Source organism: uncultured Parolsenella sp., assembly GCF_934660935.1.
Lineage (GTDB): Bacteria > Actinomycetota > Coriobacteriia > Coriobacteriales > Atopobiaceae > Parolsenella.
This window is the reverse complement of sequence record NZ_CAKUIH010000009.1, coordinates 1-20,452: the sequence shown is the minus strand read 5'-3', so window position 1 is coordinate 20,452 and position 20,452 is coordinate 1. Positions and strand designations below refer to the sequence as shown.

The following is a 20,452-nucleotide window of genomic DNA, read 5'->3' as shown; positions in this document are numbered from 1 at the left end:
GCACCCATGGCTTCCGAGAACACGAATCGCCCCATTTTCCCGGCGCGCGCCGTCGTCACGGCCGGTATGCCGTATGGCAACAAGGACCTGCACTTTGGCCACATCGGTGGCGTCTTCGTGCCGGCGGATTTCTTCGCCCGCTTCCTGCGTGACCGCATCGGTGCCGAGAACGTGCTGTTCGTCTCCGGCACGGACTGCTATGGCTCGCCGATCATGGAGGGCTACCGCAAGCTCACGGAGGCCGGCGAGTTCTCCGGTACCATCACCGACTACGTCCGTGGTCACCACGACAACCAGAAGGCCGCGCTCGACGCCTACGGTATCTCGCTCGACATCTTCGCTGGCAGCGGCCTCGAGCCGGCAAAGCCCTTCCACGCCGCGCTCTCTGACGCGTGGATTCGTCGCCTGTACGAGGTTGGTGCCCTCAAGAAGCGCTCCACGCTGCAGTTCTATGACACCGAGGCGAAGACCTTCCTGAACGGCCGCCAGGTCAAGGGCCGTTGCCCGGTCCGCGGCTGCAAGTCCGAGAAGGCCTATGCGGACGAGTGCGACCTGGGGCACCAGTTCGACCCGGAGGAGCTCATCAATCCGGTCTCCCAGCTCACGGGCACCAAGCCCGAGCTTCGTCCGTGCGACAACTGGTACTTCGACCTGCCCGCGTTCTCCGAGGCCCTCGAGACCCTCATGGACGAGTGGGACGCTGACCCGCAGGTTCGCGACATCGTGACCAAGACCGTGCGCGAGAGCCTCGTCGCGCCTGTCATCTATATCAAGAACGAGCTGCGCGAGGACTTCGCCGCCGTCGCGGGCGACCTTCCGGTCCACACCGTGCACGAGGCGCAGGGCAACCAGGCCAGCTTCTCCGTTGAGTTTGCCGATTGGGAGGCGCGCGACAAGGCGCGCGAGGTGCTCGAGGGCGCGCACGTGCGCTTCCGCACGGGCAAGTGCCTGCTGCCGTTCCGCATCACCGGTAACATCGACTGGGGCGTCGCCGCCCCGGAGATCGACGGTGTGAGCGGCCTCACCGTCTGGTGCTGGCCCGAGAGCCTGTGGGCGCCGATCAGCTTCGTCCAGACCGCACTTGCCGAGAGCGCGGATGGCCGTTACTCGAGCCGCGACTGGCACGACTGGTGGTGCGCGGATGACTCCCGCGTCTTCCAGTTCATTGGCCAGGACAACATCTACTTCTACTGCGTGGCGCAGCCCGCGATGTGGGAGGCGATGGGCTGGGGCCTCAAGCAGACCACGCCGGTGGCCAACTACCACATCCTGTTCATGAACAAGAAGGCCTCGAGCTCGGGCGCGATCAAGCCGCCGATGGCCGCGGAGCTTCTCGACCACTACACCGCCGAGCAGCTGCGTGCTCACTGGCTGTCGCTCGCACTCGACGCCAAGGCCGTGAGCTTCTCGCCCAAGGTCTATGACACGAGCGTCTCCTACAAGGACAAGAAGACCGGCGAGGAAGTCCTCGTGTGTGACGACTCCCGCGTCGTCGACCCCGCCCTCAAGGAGAGCGCGTTCCTCACGAACATCTTCAACCGCCTGGCGCGTAGCTGCTTCTACGGCGCCGCGAAGGCCTGTGGCTGCAAGCTGCCGGCGGTGGAGGCGAGCGCCGAGGTCATCGAGGAGTGCCGCGAGGCGACGCTCGCGTTCGAGCGCACGGTCCACGGGATGGACTTCCACGGCGCGCTTGCCGCGGTGGAGGAGTTCACTCGCGCGGCCAACAAGCGTTGGGATGCGACGAGCAAGGCCGCCGGCGATGACGCGGACGCTTACGTGGCCGCCCTCGCGGATGCCTTCGCCGCCCTTCGCACGACGGCCCTGCTGATGCACCCCGCCGTGCCTGCTGGTTGCGAGCTCGTCGCCGAGTACATGGGCTTCTCGGAGAAGGACTTCTTCAGCTGGGAGCACGCTCTCGCCACGCCGCGTGAGCTCGCCGCCGAGCTTGGCGAGGATGCCTCCGAGCACGCTATCCTCGAGCTCCCCCCGCGCTTCGACTTCTTCCGCAAGCACGAGAGCCAGTACAAGAAGTAGCGGCTCCCCGCGCCTGTTCGCGGGCGTCGCGCTCGAGCTAGCTTCGCGAATCACAGACCTCTCCGGCATCCGCGCCGGGGAGGTCTTTTGCATTCGCGTGCCGTTTTTCACGCCGCCGTGGCGTCGATTATCGCGCTGTCGTGTCGTCACGCCATGAGTTCCCGCGTTGCCGCGTCTAGTGTCGTCGCGCCATGCGTTCCTGCGCCGTCGCGATCTTGCGCCTTCTTGCCATGTCTGGCTGTGCTCTGGGAGGCTCTGGACCTGCCATGGAAGCCCCTTTTGTCCCTTCGCTCCGCTTTGCGTGCAACGAATTCGAGATTCTGCGGCTCAAATTGGGGCTTCGAGGCTCTAAAAACAATATGAGAGTTTGCAGCTAGCAAATAAAACCCCAGTTGGCCGAAATCCGAATGAGGATAACCATCATTATTCAGCCGCAGAATCTCATTTTTGTTGCATGGTGCCTCTGGTCTTGGCTCTAGAGAGCCTTCTGAACGCGCCTGCGCACCGTCAGAGGACGTCTCAAACCGCCAGAGGACGTTTCAAACAGAGTCTTGCGGTGGCGTTTTGTCGTGCGCACCCTTTGCGCCGCACCGCCTTCATCGGGGCTCTCCATTCCAGCCTCCATTGGGACCTCCATTCCCGCCTTTACCGGATCCTTTCATTCCTGACAAAAAGATGCCCGAACGCCTTCATACGCTGTCCGAGCTCTGACAGAACCGAAGTCTCGCCATGACGGAATGCCGGGACAATCTCTCTTGTGCCCAGATGAATGAGAGAGAAAGGAAAGGCCCGCGTGTCGAGTATTGAATTGCGTCACGTATCGAAGTCGTACGACGGAAAGCCTCCGGTGATTCCCGATCTTTCGCTCACGATCCCTGACGGGAGCTTCACCGTGCTGGTTGGCCCGTCGGGATGCGGAAAGTCGACGACCCTGCGCATGATTGCGGGACTCGAGGACGTGACCTCGGGTGATTTGCTCATTGACGGGGAGAGGGTAAACGAGGTGGGACCCTCGGACCGTGACATTGCGATGGTGTTCCAGAACTATGCCCTCTATCCCACGATGACGGTGAGGGACAACATCGAGTTCGGCCTCATCAACATGAAGGTGCCCGAGGACGAGCGCCGGCGTCGAATCGACGAGATCTCTCGCATCGTCGGCCTGGAGGGCTACCTCGACCGTAAGCCCTCGCAGCTCTCCGGCGGCCAGCGCCAGCGCGTCGCCCTGGCGAGGGCCATGGTGAAGAAGCCCAAGGTCTTCCTCATGGACGAACCCCTCTCCAACCTCGACGCGAAGCTGCGCACGCAGATGCGCACCGAGCTCATCGCCCTCCACCAGCGCCTCGGGACGACCTTTGTCTATGTCACGCATGACCAGACCGAGGCCATGAGCATGGCCACCAAGATCGTCCTCATGCGTGACGGCGTCATCCAGCAGGCGGATGTCCCCGAAGAGGTCTACGGGCACCCCAAGAACCGCTTCACCGCGCAGTTCATTGGCACTCCTTCCATGAACGTGTTCCCCTGCGCGGGCCTTGCCCTTCCCGAGCCTCCCACTAGTGCGGTGCTCTTCGGCTTCCGCCCGTCGCGTGCGATTCTCGCCGGCGAGGGTGGCGCCCCCTCAAACAGCTTTGCCTTCGAGGCGAAGGTCAACATCCATGAGGTCATGGGCTCCGAGATCATCTACCAAGCAGAAGCTCCCTTTGGGACCCTCTCCTTCAAGACGTTCAACCAGCCGCTCGTTGAGGTGGGGCAGACCGTCCAGCTGTTCGTCGAGGGGGATTCCATCCACTACTTCGATGGCCAGGAGAGGCGGGTCGAGGCCTGATGGAGGCAAGCATTGCGGCCATCCCGGAGAAGACGACGGGGCGCCTGGGTGCGGGGAAGACAAGCGGCAACTCGAGGGAGAGCAAGGCGGGCGAGCGCCTGAACGCGAAGAGGGTGCTCCGCGCGCTTCGCCCCTACGCCGCCATCGCCCCTTCGATCGTGATCCTCGCGGTCTTCTGGATCTATCCGATATTCGAGATGGGTGGTCTCTCCCTCTGCGAGTGGAACCTCGTCAATCCGGAGAGGGTATTCGTGGGCCTTCAGAACTACGTCACGTTGTTCCAGGACGTGCAGTTCCGCCAGACGCTCGTCAGCACGCTGATCTACATGGTCTTCACGGTGGGTCTCTCGGTCTCCTTCGGCATGCTCTGTGCCCTTCACCTCAAGCGCGCGAGCCGTAGGAACCGATTCCTCCAGGCAGTCATCTTCTCGCCCTACGTGATCTCGCTCGCCTCGATCTCCCTCCTGTGGCTCTGGATCATGAACAGGGATTATGGCCTGCTTAACCAGATCCTCTCCGTCTTCGGGGTGTCTCCCGTCGACTGGCTCGGAGACTCTCGCGTGGCGCTCGCCTCGCTCATTGCGATCTCCGTCTGGAAGTCCGTCGGCTATGACGCGCTGATCCTCACCTCGGCGCTGCAGTCCGTCCCGGAGAACCTCTACGAGGCGGCCGAGCTCGACCACGCGAAGCCCTGGGCCACCTTCTGGAAGATCACCCTGCCCATCGTGTCGCCGACCCTCTTCTTCCTGGTGATCGTCGAGGTCATCTCCTCGCTCAAGGTCTTCGAGACGATCCAGATCATGACGCAGGGAGGGCCGCAGAACGCCACGAACACTATCGTGTTCTCCCTCTACCAGTACGCGTTCAAGTTCTACAAGGTGGGCTATGCCGCGGCCATCGGCATGGTGCCGCTGGTCCTCGTCGCCATCTTCGCAGTCGTCTACTTCAAGGTGCTCGAGAAGCGCGTCCACTACCGTTAGGAGCTCCCTTATGCAATCCACGACCAAGCACGGGATGCCGGCGCGCCGCGCCGTCCGCTCGGCGGGGAGGCTCGCGATCGACATCCTTCTCGTGCTCGTCTTCTTCTTCCCGTTCTTCTGGATGGTCTCGAGCTCGCTCAAGACGCTTGGCGAGACCATGCAGTTCCCGCCTTCGATCCTGCCGGCAAATCCGCAGTGGCAGAACTACGTCGACGCGCTGGAGTCCGGCCCCTTTGGGGTCTACCTGAGGAACTCGATCATCGTCACCCTGGCGACGCTCGTGTGCCAGACACTCACCGTGATCCCCGCGGCCTACGCCTTCTCGCAGTATCGCTTCCGTGGCAAGAAGGTCCTGTTTGGCATCACGCTCGTCACGATGATGGTGCCGGTCCAGCTCGTGTTCCTGCCCATCTTCATCATGTTCTCTCGCTGGCACATGATCAACTCCTACGCCTCCCTGGTGCTGCCGTTCGCCACGAGCGCCTTCAATATTTTCATGCTGCGCCAGACATTCAACAAGATGCCGCCGGAGCTCATCGAGGCCGCTAAGCTCGACCACGCGAGCGAGCTGACGATCATCTTCAAGCTGTTCCTGCCGATGGCAATGCCGACTCTTGTAACCCTGGCGCTGCTGACCTTCATCGGGACCTGGAACGACTACTTCTGGCCCCTCGTCCTCACCACCAAGGACCTCGCTCGCACGCTGCCCGTTGGCGTCGCCGCACTCAAGGCGTCCGAGTCTGGCGTGAACTTCCACCTGCTGATGGCGGCGAACGTCGTGCTGACGGCCCCGATCATGGTGGTCTACCTCTTCGCGAACAAGCACATCGTGAAGGCGTTCTCGTACCTGGGCGACAAGTAGCGAAGCCACGGCCATCGCACGCGGCGCCCGTGCCCGCGCGAGTCGTCCGCGCGCCCGTGCCCGCCCATGTCTGGCCTGTCAGTGCCGCGCATGCCAAGCGCTGGCCGGGCCTCCGCCTGACACATCGCACGTGATCAAAAACAACAGGCTTCTCTCTTGTACCCCTCCGCGGAGGTGGGGGAGTCCTGTGCCGATAACGAAAACCAAGCCATTACGCATGTGAAATCGAAAGGACATACCTCATGAAGGACCTCTCTCGCCGTCAGTTCGTCAAGCTCGGAGCCACCGCCACGGGCGCCGCCGCGCTCGCTGGTCTTTCCGCCTGCTCGGGCGACGGCGGCGCGGCCAGCCCTGCTGCCAGCACCTCCTCTGACGGCACCATCGAGCTCACCTATTGGTACTGCTGGACCGACAAGATCAAGGAGAACAACGAGGAGCGCATCCAGGAGTTCAACGATACGGTGGGCAAGGAGAAGGGCATCCACGTCACCGCAGAGTCCCAGGGCTCCTATGACGACCTCAACTCCAAGCTCAAGAGCGCGTTCGTTGCCGGCGAGGCGCCTGACGTCTGCGTCATGGTCATCAACTCGACCAAGGTCTTCGCCGACGGCGGCATGATCCAGCCGATCGACGAGTTCGTCGCCGATGACGACCTCAACGACTTCTGGCCCGGCCTCATGGAGAACTGTCAGGTCGACGGCAAGCTCTACGGCGTGCCGTACCTGAGGTCGACGCCGATTCTCTACTACAACAAGACCCTCTTCGAGAAGGCCGGCCTCGACGCTTCAGTCGCCCCCGCCACCTGGGATGACATGGTCAAGGCGTCCGACGCCCTCGCCAAGGTCGGCGTCAAGGGCTTCGGCTTTAGCTCCGACACCTGGCTGCTCGAGGCCTTCTCCTTCTGCAACGGCGGTTCGCTCTGGGGTGACGGTATCCTCGGCACGAAGGCGACCTTCGCCGACGACCCTGCGGTCGACATGGTCCGCTGGTTCCAGGACAACGTCGCCAACCACAACTTCTCGTTCGTCGCGGGCACCAACGCCTCCGACACCCTCGACTCCAATGCCGCCAACCAGCAGATCGCCATGTGGACCTCCTCGACCGCCGGCCTCACCAACGCGATGAGCCTGGCGGAGCAGGGCGGCTACGAGGTGAGCGTTGGCTTCATCCCCAAGAACGCGCAGAACAAGGTTCCGACCGGTGGCTGCAACCTCGTGATGTGCGGCAGCATCGAGGGCGAGCGCCGCGAGGCCGCGGCCGAGCTCATCAACTTCATGACGAGCAAGGACGCGAGCGTGAAGAACCACCTCAAGACCGGCTACCTCCTGACCCGCAAGTCCGCCTCCGACGACGATCGCATCAAGGACGCCTACGCTGAGATGCCCGAGTACCAGGTCGCCTTCGACCAGCTCGAGTACGCGGTCGGCGACTGCATGAACTCCGGCTTCGACGAGGCCGCCAAGATTTACGTCGACGCGTTCGAGGGTGTCATGAGCACCGGCGAGAACCCCGAGGACAAGCTGAAGGCCGCGGCGGAGCAGGCGACCTCCGTCCTCGCCCAGAATGCCTAGGGAGGTGCCGTTGATGCATAGGCTTCTTGTCGTCTGCGTGGATGCCCTCTTCACGACCGACCTGCCCGACACGCGCCATCTCCCCGGATTCTCGAGGCTCCTCGAGAACGCGGCGGTCTTCGAGCACGTCGAGAGCGTCTATCCGACGCTCACCTACGTCTGCCATGCGAGCATCGGATCTGGTTGCTGGCCCGAGCGCACGGGCGTTCCCCACAACCAGAAGCTCGACCCTGCCAGCAGGAACGAGGAGTGGTACTGGGACTACTCTGCGATCAAGGTCCCGACGGTCTTCGACTGGGCGTCCGAGGCTGGGATGACGACGGCGTCCGTCGGCTGGCCGGTGAGTGCCAACGCCCCCGTCACTTATGACATCCCGGAGATCTGGAAGTGGAGCGCGTATCCCACCGTGGAGGCGGTCTACCGCGACGGTTGCAACGACGCCGGCTGGGAGTATGCGTCCCGCTATCTCAACGAGCATGATGTCGCCCACGCGACCCATCCCTCGTATGACGAGTTCGAGATACGTTGCCTCGAGGACCTGATTCGCGAACGGGCACCCCAGGTCATCCTCGACCACCAGGCGCATCTCGATCACGTGAGGCACGTCGCGGGCAACCACGCCCCCGAGGTGCAGGAGGCGCTCCGCCTCCACGACGAGTGGCTCTGCCGCACCTTCCGCGCCCTTGAGGACGCGAACGTGCTCGGTGACACGGTGATCTGCGTCCTTGGCGACCACGGCCACCTGGAGGTCGACTACAAGCTCTCCGCCAACGTGCTTCTTGCCAAGGCCGGCCTTCTCGAGGTCGACGAGGCAGGGGAGGTCAGTTTCTGGAACGCCTACGTGCAGTCTGGTGGCATCTCCGCCGAGCTCTTCGTGAAGGATGAGGCGTACCTGGAGCCTGCGATGAAGGCCCTCGCGCCGCTGTTTGACGAGGGCTACGTGACCGACGCTCTCACGAACGACGAGGCGAGGCAGCGTTTCCACATCGCTGGGGACTTCTCCTACATCTTCGAGGCCGCTCCGAACTACGCCTTTGGCGACGACGCGGAAGGCCCGCTCGTGACGCCCGCCGGCGGCGACGACTACAAGTACAGCCTTGCCACGCACGGGCACATGCCCTTCAGGGGAGAGAAGCCGTGCTTCATCATGGCTGGCCCCGGCGTCAAGCCGGGACGCTACCAGGGTCTGCGCCTGGTTGACGAGGCTCCGACCATGATGAAGGCCGCGGGGATTCCCTTCGACGAGGCCGCGCTTGATGGAAGGAGCTTCTTCTCGGAGGGGCTATAGGAACGCGCCTTTTGGGGCGTCCGCTGTAAGGCGGGCGCCCCTTTTTTGTCCGAGATTATTCCTATTCTGGCTATAGGAATTCAGAGGGGGGGGACTACAATTACTGAAATGCACGGAGACTCGGCAATCGCCTTATGGCACAACAAGGAGGAACGTATGAGAGTGAGGAGTTTCAAGAAGGGTGTCGCTGCCGTCGCGGCGGCGGTACTCGCGGTTGCGCTGGGTGCCGCCCCGGCGCCGGCGCTGGCTGAGGACGGCACCGTCGTCACGGATGCCACCACCCTGCAGGCGGCCCTGGACGATGCGAACGTCAGAATCATTACCCTTGGCGATGACGTCACCTATAGCATGACCGTGCCTGCCGGCAGGACGGTCACGCTCGACCTGAACGGCCACACGCTCACGAATGATTCTGGCAAGCACACCATTACCAACAACGGCGCCCTCACCATCACCGGCCAGGGTACCGTCGACAACGTGAGCCACGCCTGTGCGGCTCTCTACAACGATGGGGGAGACGCCACCATCGCCGGTGGCACTTTCACCCGCAGTGCCGAGGCCGGTACTCCCGGTGTCGCCAACGGCAACAGCTGGTACGTTGTCAATAACGAGTCGGGTAGCCTGAAGATGAGCGGTGGCACCGTCAGTGGCAAGAGCGGGTTCTCCTCCTGCTTCCGCAACGGCGGCACCATGGACTTCACTGGCGGCACTATCGAGCAGCCCGTCATGATCGGCCTCAAGAACGAGGGCACCCTCGTCATGGACGGTGGCAAGGTCGTTAGCTCGAACGGTTTCCAGAACTGGGGCACTGCGACCATCAAGTCCGGTGAGATCGACGGCCTCGTCACCAACCTCTCTTATGACGACTCGACTCCCGGCAGCCTCAAGGTGGCCGGCGGTTCGATCTCCGGTGATGTGGTCGTCGTCAAGTACAGCGGTGCCACCACGACCCCGTCCCTCAATGTCACGGGCGGCTATGTCGCCGGCACCATCACCGCCACCGCAGGCACGACCGTCAACCCCGAGCTCAATACGCCGAGTGACGAGGTGGCGGCGAACGTCACCATTGACGGCGGCACCTTCGCCGATGCCTCCAGCAACGCCAGGTTCGTTTCTCTCAATGCAGCCATGCTCCGTAGCGGCGATAGCTTCAAGGTCGTCAACATGGCTGACGCCATTGCCGGGTCCACCTCGGCGGTCAACGTCGGCAACGCGAAGGTCTTCTTCGCCGATGCCGATGCCGCCCGTGACTTCGCTAAGGAGACCGGTCTCGATGACAGCGCCGTCGAGCGCGTCAACTACGTCGTCAGCTTCGAGACCAACGGTCACGGCTCCGTCGATCCCGTCACGGTCAGGAGCGGTCGCGCCCTTGGTTCTCTGCCTGAGGTTCCGGCTGTCGAGGGCTACACCGCCGCTGGTTGGTACGTTGGCGACCAGAAGGTCGACGAGACGTATGTTCCCACCTCTGACGTGACCCTCGTCGCCAAGTGGACGAAGAACGCCACCCAGTCGAATGGCTCTGCTGACACGGGCAACGCTGGCGCCGGCAATGCTTCGAATGCCAACGCGTCTAACGCCGGCGGCAAGGTCCTGCCGCAGACCGGTGACACCAACAACGTCACGACGATGGTCGTGGTTGCGGTTGTCGGAGTCATCGCCGTTGCGGGTGCCATCTTCGCGCGCAGGCACAACAACTAGGCAAGCTAGTTGCCAGGCATATGCGGTAACGCATGCGGGGCGTCCCTCGGGACGCCCCGTTATTTGTGCCGAGATGCGATGGGAATGTGTCGGGGCGCTTGCTCGGGACAGGGGTGGCTATTCGGCACGCGCCAGGGTACAGTGCGCGTGGAAGACCGCGGACTGCGGTGCTCCAGTGGGTAGAATGAAGGCTCACGCAAAATAGAAGGAGCTAGCATGATTAAAGCCGTCCTCTTTGACATGGACGACACGCTGCTCGACATCAACCTCACGGCGTTCATGAGCGCCTACGTAGCTGACACGTCGCGCATCCTCTCGAGCATCTCCGGGGCGCCCACGCTCTTGTTTGGCATGGCGTACGCTCGCGGCTACCTCGCCGTGAGCAATGACGCGCGTGCCGATGGCCTCACCAACCAAGAGGTCTTCAATGCGGAGTTCGAGCGCGTGAGCGGCGTTCCCGTGGGAGATGCGGCCATCGCGGATGCCATCGGCTATTACGAGCGCGAGATCCTGCCGCGCCGCGGCGCCGGCCTGGTTGCCGCACGCCCGATGCCGGGTGGCCTCGACGCCATCGAACGGGCCGGCGAACTGGGCCTTTCCGTGGCGTTGGCGACGAACCCGAGCTTCTCCGAGAGCTGCATTCACGCGCGCATGGGCTGGGCTGGTATCGAGGATGCGCCGTTTCTCCGCGTGAGCCACTCCGGCAACTCGACGCGCCTCAAGCCGAAGGCGCGCTATTACGAGGAGTTTGTCTCGGCGATCGGCCTTGCTCCCAGCGAGTGTCTCATGGTTGGCAATGACGCCCGCCGCGACTTCCCGCGCCCGGACATCGGCATGCGCACCGCCTACGTGGGCCACACCCATCCGCGTCGCGCCGTCTGGTGCGGCCGCATGAGCGAGCTCGCGGACGCCCTCCCTGCGATCATCGACGAGCTCAACCGCGAGGGCTAGGGAGCGGGGCCGTGCGCGGTTCAGGCTGTCTCGGTGCCTCGCCGCGCCGGCGTCTCGCGCTGACCCTGCCCGCCGTCCCGCGCCCGCGCCGCCGTCGCGTCCGCCGCATGGGTAGAATGGAATCCGTGTTCCAAAGCGGCGAGGGCGCGCCATGCGTCGTCGCGTTTCCAAGAAACGGAGCCCCAATGGCAGATCAGAACGGCATTCCCCAGTTTGAGCTGGGCGATCTTTCGCGCGTGCACCACCTCATCGGCGTCGTCTCCGGCAAGGGAGGCGTGGGCAAGTCCCTCGTGACGGGCATCCTCGCCCGCGAGCTCTCGCGCGCCGGCAAGACCGTCGCCATCCTCGACGCGGACATCACCGGTCCCTCCATCCCGCACATGTTTGGCATGGCCGACAAGCGCGCCCAGGTCGAGGACGGCCACCTTCTCCCGTGCGTCTCGAAGCATGGCGTCAAGGTCATGAGCGCCAACCTCGTCCTTGAGGACGAGTCGCAGCCCGTCCTGTGGAGGGGTCCCGTCCTTGGCGGAGCCATTCGCCAGTTCTGGGGTGACACCGCGTGGGGTGACATTGACTACATGCTCGTCGACATGCCTCCCGGAACGGGCGACGTCGCGCTCACCGTCTTCCAGAGCCTTCCAATCGAGGGCATCGTCATCGTCACCAGCCCGCAGGACCTCGTCTCGATGATCGTGGGCAAGGCCGTGAACATGGCGGCCCAGATGGAGATTCCGGTTCTCGGCCTTGTGGAGAACATGAGCTACGCGGTTTGCCCGCACTGCGGCGAGCACATCGCGGTCTTTGGCGAGAGCAAGCTCGCGGAGGTCGCCGCTGGCTACAGCCTGCCCGTGCTCGGCACGCTCCCGATCGACCCCGCCATCGCCGCGGCCTGCGATGACGGCACCTTCGAGGACGCCCTTCCCGAGGGCCTCCTGCCTGACGCCGTCGCCTTCGCCCTCGACCTCCCCGAGCTCGAGGTTGCCGAGCAGGAGCCCAAGCCTCGCGAGCCCACGATGGCCGAACGAGCCGCTGCCGCCGCTGCTGCCTACAAGGCGAAGAAGGCCGAGGCCGTGGATGGTAGCGACACCGTCGACGTGACCCCGAGCGAGGTCTAGCGTGGCGACTCGCCGCAAGACTTCCGCCGGTGCGGCGCGCGCGAGGGAGAGGGAACAGGCCCTCGCTGCCGCCGCTGGCGTCGCCCTGCCCAAGCGCGCCGATGTCGCCGTCATAGGAGGCGGTGCGTCTGGTCTCGCGTGCGCGATTACCGCCGCTGAGGCGGGTGCCTCCGTCGTCGTGCTCGAGCGCGACCTCGCCTGTGGCAGGACGATCCTCGCCACGGGCAACGGCCGCTGCAACTTCGCGAACGCCGAGCTCGATCCGGCTCGCTACCGCAACCCCGAGTTCGTCTCCGTCGTCATGGGGAAGCCGGCTGCGGCGCTCGAGGACATCCTCGGCTTCTTCGCGGGGTGCGGCCTCGTCTGGGCGGAGGAGGAGGGCAGGCTCTACCCGCGCAGCCGCCAGGCGGCGAGCGTGCGCAATGTCCTGCTCGCCCGTGCGGCGCGTGCCGGCGTCACGTTCGCGCCCGCCCGCGAGGTCACCTCGCTCAGGCGGCGCGGCACGTCTTGGGGCATTCACTTCGATCAGGCCTGGGATGGTTGCTCTTCCTCGTTTGACGCCGGCGCCGTCGTGGTCGCCTCTGGCGGCGGCTCCGCGCTCGTGCGCGGGCTGGGCGTTTCCGTCGCGGACGAGTCTCCCGTGCTATGCGCGCTCGCCGCGGTGGGGCCGGCGCCCTCGTTGCTCGATGCGCTCGATGGGCGCCGCGCCCGTTGCGTGGCGTCCCTCACGCGAGGGGGTCGCGTTGTGTTTCGCGAGGCGGGGGAGGTGCTCTTCCGTCCGTATGGGCTCTCCGGCATCGTCTCGTTCGACCTGTCGAGGAGGGCGCGTCCCGGTGACATGGTCGAGCTCGACCTTGCCCCGGACGTTGGCGCCTGGGAGGTCGACACGCTCGTCGCGAGCCATTCCGGCGAGGCGACTGCCCTCGATGGCATCCTCGACCCGGTGATCGCGGCCGAGCTCATCGCCCTCGCTGGCGGCTCTGGCGCGGATGGCCTCGCCTGGCGCGTGGCGCCGCTCGTGAAGGGCCTGCCCTTCCGTGTGACCGGCCTCGCGGACGAGGCGCATGCGCAGGTGACCCGCGGTGGCATCGACGTCTCCGCACTCTCCGCGGACACTCTCGCCATCACGGGCGCGTCTGGGCTCTTCGCCTGCGGCGAGGCTATCGACGTGGACGCCGATTGCGGCGGTTTCAACCTCGCCTGGGCCTGGTCGAGCGGTCTGCGCGTTGGTGCCGCTGCTGCCGAGGCGGGCATCGCCGCGCGCCCGTCTGTGGGGGAGGCCGAGAAGGGCATCAATGCCGTCGTGCCCGCTGGCTCCCGCGCTTCACGTTCGTCCAGCTCAAAAGCCAAGGGAAGCTCCGCATGCTAGAGATTTCAAACCTCAAAATCGCCCTCGCCAGACTCGATGGCACGCCCGAGTCCGAGCGCCGCGCCGTCCGCACGGCGGTCCTCCGTCGCCTGCACGTCGCGCCGGATGACGTCACGGGCGTCGAGCTGCGCCGCCGCTCCGTCGACGCTCGCAAGCGCGACAACGTGCACCTCACGGTGACGGCGCGGGTGACGCTGCGCGGCGGGGCGAATGCGGAGAGGACCCTCCTCGCCAAGCTCGCGCATCGCAAGAACGACCGCGGTATCCAGCAGGTCGAGGACAACACGCCCCTGCTCCCGCCGCGCGTCGCGAAGTCCCCAGCCCACCGGCCCGTCGTGGTCGGCGCAGGCTGCGCGGGCCTTTTCTGCGCGCTCGCGCTCGCGTCGGCCGGGCTCGACCCCATCCTGGTCGAGCGCGGTGACGACGCTAGCCGCCGTGGCGAGGCCGTCCGCCGCTTCAACGAGACGGGCGAGCTCGACTGCGAGAGCAACATCCAGTTCGGCGCGGGCGGTGCCGGAACCTTCTCCGACGGCAAGCTCACCACCGGCACGAAGAGCGCTCTGCACCACCTCGTCCTCGATACCTTTGTTGAGGCGGGCGCTGCGCCAGAGATTGCCTGGGACGCGAAGCCGCACATCGGCTCGGATGTCCTGCCCGGCGTCGTCGACCACATCTGCGCGCGCATTCGCGAGCTTGGCGGCGAGATTCGCTTCCGCACCAGGCTCGTGGGCATCGACATGGCGGGCGGCACCACCTCGCCGCGCGTCGAGGCCGTCTCCCTCGAGCGCCGAGAGCCGTCCGGTCTTCTCGTGGAGGAGCGCCTCCGCACGGACGCCCTCGTCCTCGCCTGCGGCCATTCCGCCCGCGATGTCTTCGAACTCCTACGTGACCTGGGCGTGGCGCTCGACCGCAAGACCTTCGCCATGGGCGTGCGCATCGAGCATCTCCAGGCTGACATCGACCGCGCGCAGTACGGCCCCTCCGCCGGCCACCCCGCGCTTGGGGCCGCGCCCTACAAGCTCGTGGCGCATCTCCCGAGCGGCCGCAGTGCCTACAGCTTCTGTATGTGCCCCGGCGGCTACGTGGTCGCCGCTGCGAGCGAGGAGGGCGGCGTCGTCACGAACGGCATGAGCCTCGCGGCCCGTGCCGGCACCAATGCGAACTCGGGTCTGCTCGCCAACGTCTTGCCGAGCGACCTGCCCGGCGACGACCCGCTTGCCGGTATCGAGCTCCAGCGCCAGTGCGAGCGCGCGGCGTTTGAGATGGGTGGCGGTGGCTATGTCGCCCCGGCGCAGCTCGTGGGAGACTTCCTGCGTCGCGAGGCCTCGAGTGCGGCCGGTCGCGTCAGCCCCACGTATCCGCGCGGCATCGCCTGGGGCGAGGTGGACGGGTGCCTTCCACCCTATGTCGCCGAGACCCTGCGCGAGGCAATCCCCGCCATGGCGCGCCACCTCCGCGGGTTCGATGACGCCGAGGCCGTGCTCACGGGCGTCGAGAGCCGCTCGAGCTCGCCGGTGCGCGTCACGCGCGGCGAGGGCTTCCAGAGCGTGAGCCATGCCGGGCTCTTTCCAGCGGGCGAGGGCGCGGGCTACGCGGGCGGCATCATGAGCGCCGCGACCGACGGCCTCCGCGTCGCCGATGCCGTGATCTGTGCGCTCGCGGGGTAGAATTGAGTGAGCGGGCGACGAGCGAGAGGAGGGCATCATGTTTTGGGATTACATCCAGCTTCCTGATGAAACTCAGGTTGCCTATTCGGATATGCACGAGGACGGTACCGTTGAGGTTCGTATTGAGCGTCCGGTCGACATGGGCTTCAATTCTGCGCGCTGCATGCTCCCTGCTTTTACCTGGAGCGATGTTGAGGGCTTCACGGATGACGAGATGAAGAAGCTTGACGCCCTTGTAAAAAACAACGCGCCGCTTATCTTCGAATTCGCTCAAGCGGACCCAAGCGAGAGGCTGACTGCCTAATGCCTGAGGTTCTCGTGGTCGGTAGATATGTGCTGTTCTTTTGGGTCTCAGAGAACGGAGAACCTGTCCACGTGCATGTTGCAGTGAGGCATCCAGAGAAGAATTCAACAAAGTTCTGGCTCACGTCTTCCGGCGGATGCATCCCTGCCAACAACAACAGCGGCATCCCCGAGAAGGATTTACGTAATCTTGCCAAGGTCATCAAGTTCAACCATGGCCTCATCTGTGAGCGATGGATGGAGACGTTCGGGCGGGATTCGCTCGTGTTTTATCTATAGGCCGCTCAGGGCTATTCAGGTTAGCTCGCAGGATGCGAAGTTGACCGCCCAACTCTGTACAACTCGCATTCTACGTGCGGAAACGTTACAAATGGGCAACTCGCGACGTTCGCGCGCAGGCTCGTCTGCGCTATGATTGCAACGTCTGTGGAAGCCGCGTTCGCTTGTGGACGCGCAACACGATGGACGCCGCGGCACCGGGGAGTGTCGTGGTCCGTATGCGCCGGATTCGCCGTCTTGGCGTGCCGGCTCGCGCAAAGAAAGGAGAGGCATGCAGTATTCACAGGAAGTGGAGAACATGTGCCCCGTCGCCAAGGGTGCTTACCACGGCCCCGCGCCCATCCCCGAGGAGGGCAAGTGGGTTCAGGCCAAGGAGATCTCTGACATCTCTGGCCTCACGCACGGTGTGGGTTGGTGCGCTCCCCAGCAGGGCGCCTGCAAGCTCACGCTGAACGTCAAGGAGGGCATCATCGAGGAGGCCCTGGTCGAGACCATCGGCTGCTCCGGCATGACCCACTCCGCCGCCATGGCTTCCGAGATCCTTCCCGGCAAGACCATCCTCGAGGCCCTCAACACCGACCTCGTCTGCGATGCCATCAACGTCGCCATGCGCGAGATCTTCCTGCAGATCGTCTACGGTCGCAGCCAGACCGCGTTCTCCGAGGGCGGCCTGCCCGTCGGCGCCTCCCTCGACGACCTCGGCAAGGGCCTTCGCTCCCAGGTCGGCACCATGTTCGGCACCAAGGCCAAGGGCGCTCGTTACCTCGAGCTCGCCCAGGGCTACGTCACCCGCATGGCGCTCAACGACAAGAACGAGATCATCGCGTTCGAGTTCCTGAACCTCGGCAAGTTCACCGACGCCCTCAAGGCTGGCAAGTCCGCTGAGGACGCTATCCAGGGCGCCATGGGCCACTACGGCCAGTGGGACAACGCCGCCAAGTACATCGATCCGCGCACTGACGAGGAGACCCACTCCGTCGCCAGCACGTTCCCGGTTCACGAGTAGAAAGGGAGGGATATAACCATGGCTGTTACGTTCGAAGGTTACGAGCGCCGCGTTGAGAAGATCAACAAGTGCCTCGCCGACAACGGCATCGCCTCCCTCGAGGAGGCCCTGCAGATCTGCACTGACAAGGGCTTCAACCCGCGTGAGATCGTCCACAACACGCAGTCCATCGCCTTCCAGAACGCCGAGTGGGCCTACACCCTGGGCTGCGCCCTGGCTGTCAAGCGCGGCGTCAAGTCCGCTTCTGAGGCTGCTTCCGTGATCGGCGAGGGCATCCAGGCCTTCACCGTCCCCGGCTCCGTCGCTGAGGACCGTAAGGTCGGTCTCGGCCACGGCAACCTCGGCGCCATGCTGCTCTCCGATGACACCGAGTGCTTCGCGTTCCTCGCCGGCCACGAGTCCTTCGCCGCCGCTGAGGGCGCCATCGGCCTGGCCCTCAACGCCAACAAGGCCCGTCAGAAGCCGCTCCGCGTCATCCTGAACGGCCTTGGCAAGGACGCCGCCCAGATCATCGCCCGCATCAACGGCTTCACCTACGTGAAGACCCAGTTCGACTACTACACGGGCGAGCTTAAGATCGTCGAGACCATCCCGTACTCCGATGGCCCGCGTGCCGCCGTCAACTGCTACGGTGCTGATGACGTCCGTGAGGGCGTTGCCATCATGTGGCACGAAAACGTCGACATCTCGATCACCGGCAACTCCACCAACCCGACGCGCTTCCAGCACCCGGTCGCTGGCACCTACAAGAAGGAGCGCCTCGAGGCCGGCAAGAAGTACTTCTCCGTCGCTTCTGGTGGCGGCACTGGTCGTACCCTGCACCCGGACAACATGGGTGCCGGCCCCGCCTCCTACGGCATGACCGACACCATGGGCCGCATGCACTCCGACGCCCAGTTCGCCGGCTCCTCCTCCGTGCCTGCGCACGTCGACATGATGGGTCTCATCGGCATGGGCAACAACCCCATGGTCGGTGCCACCGTCGCCTGCGCCGTCGCCGTGAACGCCGCGCTGAACGCGTAAGGACAACCTTACAGAATCATTCTCGTGCCAAGTTTCTGGCGTGAGACGAGACCGCTGCTCGGGCTTCTCGGGCAGCGGTTTTCTTTTTTTTCTGAGCTTGGCGAACGGTAGCAAATTTGTCGTGGACGGTAGTTCTTGCGCGGTGTACCCTAGGCAGCGCCTGAACGGCACCTCGTTGCAACGCGGTATCTACACCACAGGGCGCGCCTTACATAAGGCGCGTCTGCAAGAAAAAGGGAAGCGATTCGTACCATGTTCGAGACCGAACTGCCGTATGACCATAAGACGATGACCATTCGTCTCGAGGACAAGAACTTCGCTGGCCTCATGCAGGGCCACCAGAACGACTTCAAGCCGTCCGAGAGCCAGGAGCAGCTCGTCGAGGACTCCCTCGACAACCCCTACGGCTCTCCCAAGCTCGAGGAGCTTTGCGCGGGCAAGCGTGATATCGTCATCATCAGCTCCGACCACACGCGTCCCGTGCCCTCGCGCGTGACGATGCCCATCCTGCTTCGCCGCATCCACGCCGCGGCGCCTGAGGCACGTGTGCGCATCCTCGTGGCCACGGGCATGCACCGTCCCTCCACGCACGAGGAGCTCGTCAACAAGTACGGTGAGGACATCGTCGCCAACGAGGAGATCGTCATGCACGTCGCCACCGATGACAGCATGATGGAGAAGATCGGCACGCTGCCCTCCGGCGGCGAGTGCATCATCAACAAGGTCGCGGCCGATGCCGACCTACTGCTTGCGGAGGGCTTCATCGAGCCGCACTTCTTCGCGGGCTTCTCGGGCAGCCGCAAGTCTGTGCTGCCGGGCGTGGCCAGCTACAAGACGATCATGTACAACCACAACGGTCAGTTCGTGAACGACTCTCACTCCCGCGCCGGCAACCTGTGCCACAACCACATCAGCGAGGATATGTTCGCCGCCGCCGAGATGGCGCACCTCGCCTTCGTGCTCAACGTGGTGCTTAACGGCAAGCATGAGGTTATCGGCTCGTTTGCCGGCGACATCCACGAGGCCCACGAGGCCGGCTGCGACTTTGTGAGGAAGCTTGCCGGCGTGGAGCCCGTGGCGTGCGACATCGCCGTGACCACGAACGGCGGCTACCCGCTTGACCAGAACATCTATCAGGCCGTGAAGGGCATGTGCGCCGCCGAGGCCACGCTGCCCGAGGGCGGCGTCATCATCGACGTGGCCGGCTGCGCAGACGGCCATGGCGGCGAGGGCTTCTACCACAACATCGCCGACAACGACCCGGCCGAGTTCGAGCGCGCCTGCATCGACCGCCCGAAGGACGAGACCCTTCCCGACCAGTGGACCTCGCAGATCTTCGCCCGCATCCTGGCGCATCACCCCGTGATCATGGTGAGCGACCTGTGCGACCACCAGATGCTGCGCGACATGCACATGACGCCGGTCAACACCGTTGACGAGGCACTCAAGCTGGCCTTCGAGATGAAGGGCGCCGACGCCAAGGTGGCCGTCATCCCCGACGGCCTGGGCGTGGTCGTGGCCCAGCACTAGCCCGACGTGGCCGCGGGGGCGCGGCCTTGGATAGGGGACAGAAGGAAGTACGTTCGAAGGAGTTTTGCACGTGATCAGCAACGATCTGCTTTTCCATATGCTGTGCGAGTTCGGCAGCACGGCACTCATGATCATCTTTGGCGTGGGCGTCCACTGCGACACCGTGCTCAAGGGCACGAAGTATCAGGGTTCCGGCCACATGTTCGCCATCACGACGTGGTCGTTCGGCATCTCCGTGTGCCTGTTCGTCTTTGGCGGTGCCGTGTGCATGAATCCGGCCATGGTGCTTGCGCAGTGCATCGTGGGTCTCGTCCCCTGGGCGAGCTGCATTCCCTACATGGTGGCCGACATGCTCGGTGCGTTCGTGGGCGCCTGCATCGCCTGGCTCATGTACGCCGACGAGTTCAAGGCCTCCGAGGGCGTCGTTGACCCGATTGCCCAGCGCAACATCTTCTCGACGAACCCCACGAAAGAGGGTACGAACTTCGCTCGTGACTTCTTCTGCGAGGCCATCTGCACCTTCGTGTTCATCTCCGCGATCCTTGCCGCCGCGAGCCGCGCTGGCGAGAACGTCCTGATGCTCGCTATCTGCGTGGGCCTCATCGTGTGGGCCGTGGGTATGGGTATGGGTGGCATCACGGGCTTTGCCATGAACCAGGCTCGTGACCTTGGTCCGCGCCTGGCCTACCAGCTGCTCCCCATCAAGGACAAGGCCGACAATAACTGGAAGTACGGCCTGCTCGTGCCGGGCATTGCTCCGTTCGTGGGCGCCGCCGTGGCCGCGCTGTTCGTTCACGGGTTCCTCGGCATGTTCTAGAGCATTCTTGCGTGACGCTTCGTGGCGCCGCTGCCCCTCGCGGGTGGCGGCGCTTTTTCTGTGCGCGTGGCGCGTGTGTGTGGCCGGCAGGCGCGGGCGGTGGCGCGTGGGGCCGGCGGCGTGCGTAGCGC

The 20,452-nt window shown here is 64.6% G+C and carries 17 protein-coding genes; all 17 read left to right on the top strand.

The genetic code is table 11. The annotated features are described in order from the left end of the window. The first annotated feature begins 6 nt into the window (after positions 1-6). Complete coding sequence (locus Q0H23_RS05785) at positions 7-2,034, top strand: class I tRNA ligase family protein (RefSeq protein WP_293836577.1); 2,028 nt, start codon at positions 7-9, stop codon at positions 2,032-2,034. A 793-nt stretch (positions 2,035-2,827) separates the two neighbouring features. Beyond that, positions 2,828-3,862, top strand: coding sequence for an ABC transporter ATP-binding protein (locus tag Q0H23_RS05780; protein ID WP_366509943.1), 1,035 nt, complete (start codon positions 2,828-2,830; stop codon positions 3,860-3,862). Continuing rightward, the gene (locus Q0H23_RS05775) at positions 3,862-4,842 is read left to right on the top strand and encodes a sugar ABC transporter permease (RefSeq protein WP_293836573.1); all 981 of its coding nucleotides are present in this window, start codon (positions 3,862-3,864) and stop codon (positions 4,840-4,842) included. The genes Q0H23_RS05780 and Q0H23_RS05775 overlap by 1 nt, the downstream gene beginning before the upstream one ends. 10 nt (positions 4,843-4,852) lie before the next feature. Further along, positions 4,853-5,704 (top strand): carbohydrate ABC transporter permease, encoded by an 852-nt coding sequence (locus Q0H23_RS05770; RefSeq protein ID WP_293836571.1) that lies wholly within the window; start codon positions 4,853-4,855, stop codon positions 5,702-5,704. Positions 5,705-5,946: 242 nt separating this feature from the next. After that, positions 5,947-7,275, top strand: coding sequence for an ABC transporter substrate-binding protein (locus tag Q0H23_RS05765; protein WP_293836569.1), 1,329 nt, complete (start codon positions 5,947-5,949; stop codon positions 7,273-7,275). Positions 7,276-7,288: 13 nt separating this feature from the next. Next, entirely contained in the window at positions 7,289-8,563 is a 1,275-nt protein-coding gene (locus Q0H23_RS05760; protein WP_293836567.1) for an alkaline phosphatase family protein, read from the top strand. Positions 8,564-8,719: 156 nt separating this feature from the next. Next, entirely contained in the window at positions 8,720-10,261 is a 1,542-nt protein-coding gene (locus Q0H23_RS05755) for an InlB B-repeat-containing protein (protein WP_293836565.1), read from the top strand. Positions 10,262-10,477: 216 nt separating this feature from the next. Next, a complete protein-coding gene (locus Q0H23_RS05750) occupies positions 10,478-11,212 on the top strand; it encodes an HAD family hydrolase (RefSeq protein WP_293836563.1) in 735 nt (244 codons plus the stop codon). 185 nt (positions 11,213-11,397) lie between these two features. Then, entirely contained in the window at positions 11,398-12,327 is a 930-nt protein-coding gene (locus tag Q0H23_RS05745) for an Mrp/NBP35 family ATP-binding protein (RefSeq protein ID WP_293836561.1), read from the top strand. Between the two features lies 1 nt (position 12,328). Further along, a complete protein-coding gene (locus tag Q0H23_RS05740) occupies positions 12,329-13,696 on the top strand; it encodes an aminoacetone oxidase family FAD-binding enzyme (protein ID WP_293836559.1) in 1,368 nt (455 codons plus the stop codon). Continuing rightward, positions 13,690-15,363: an FAD-dependent protein gene (locus Q0H23_RS05735; protein WP_293836557.1), complete on the top strand. Its 1,674-nt coding sequence runs from the start codon at positions 13,690-13,692 to the stop codon at positions 15,361-15,363. Before Q0H23_RS05740 ends, Q0H23_RS05735 begins: the two co-directional genes overlap by 7 nt. A 37-nt stretch (positions 15,364-15,400) precedes the next feature. Further along, a complete protein-coding gene (locus Q0H23_RS05730; protein WP_293814949.1) occupies positions 15,401-15,667 on the top strand; it encodes a hypothetical protein in 267 nt (88 codons plus the stop codon). Continuing rightward, the gene (locus Q0H23_RS05725; protein WP_293836555.1) at positions 15,667-15,945 is read left to right on the top strand and encodes a DUF4160 domain-containing protein; all 279 of its coding nucleotides are present in this window, start codon (positions 15,667-15,669) and stop codon (positions 15,943-15,945) included. Before Q0H23_RS05730 ends, Q0H23_RS05725 begins: the two co-directional genes overlap by 1 nt. Before the next feature lie 271 nt (positions 15,946-16,216). Then, positions 16,217-16,951: a hypothetical protein gene (locus Q0H23_RS05720; RefSeq protein ID WP_293836553.1), complete on the top strand. Its 735-nt coding sequence runs from the start codon at positions 16,217-16,219 to the stop codon at positions 16,949-16,951. Positions 16,952-16,969: 18 nt separating this feature from the next. Next, positions 16,970-17,974, top strand: coding sequence for a GGGtGRT protein (locus tag Q0H23_RS05715; RefSeq protein ID WP_293836551.1), 1,005 nt, complete (start codon positions 16,970-16,972; stop codon positions 17,972-17,974). A gap of 252 nt (positions 17,975-18,226) precedes the next feature. After that, complete coding sequence (larA, locus tag Q0H23_RS05710) at positions 18,227-19,504, top strand: nickel-dependent lactate racemase (protein WP_293836549.1); 1,278 nt, start codon at positions 18,227-18,229, stop codon at positions 19,502-19,504. Between the two features lie 70 nt (positions 19,505-19,574). Then, entirely contained in the window at positions 19,575-20,321 is a 747-nt protein-coding gene (larD, locus tag Q0H23_RS05705) for a D/L-lactic acid transporter LarD (protein WP_293836547.1), read from the top strand. The last annotated feature ends 131 nt before the right edge of the window (positions 20,322-20,452 follow it).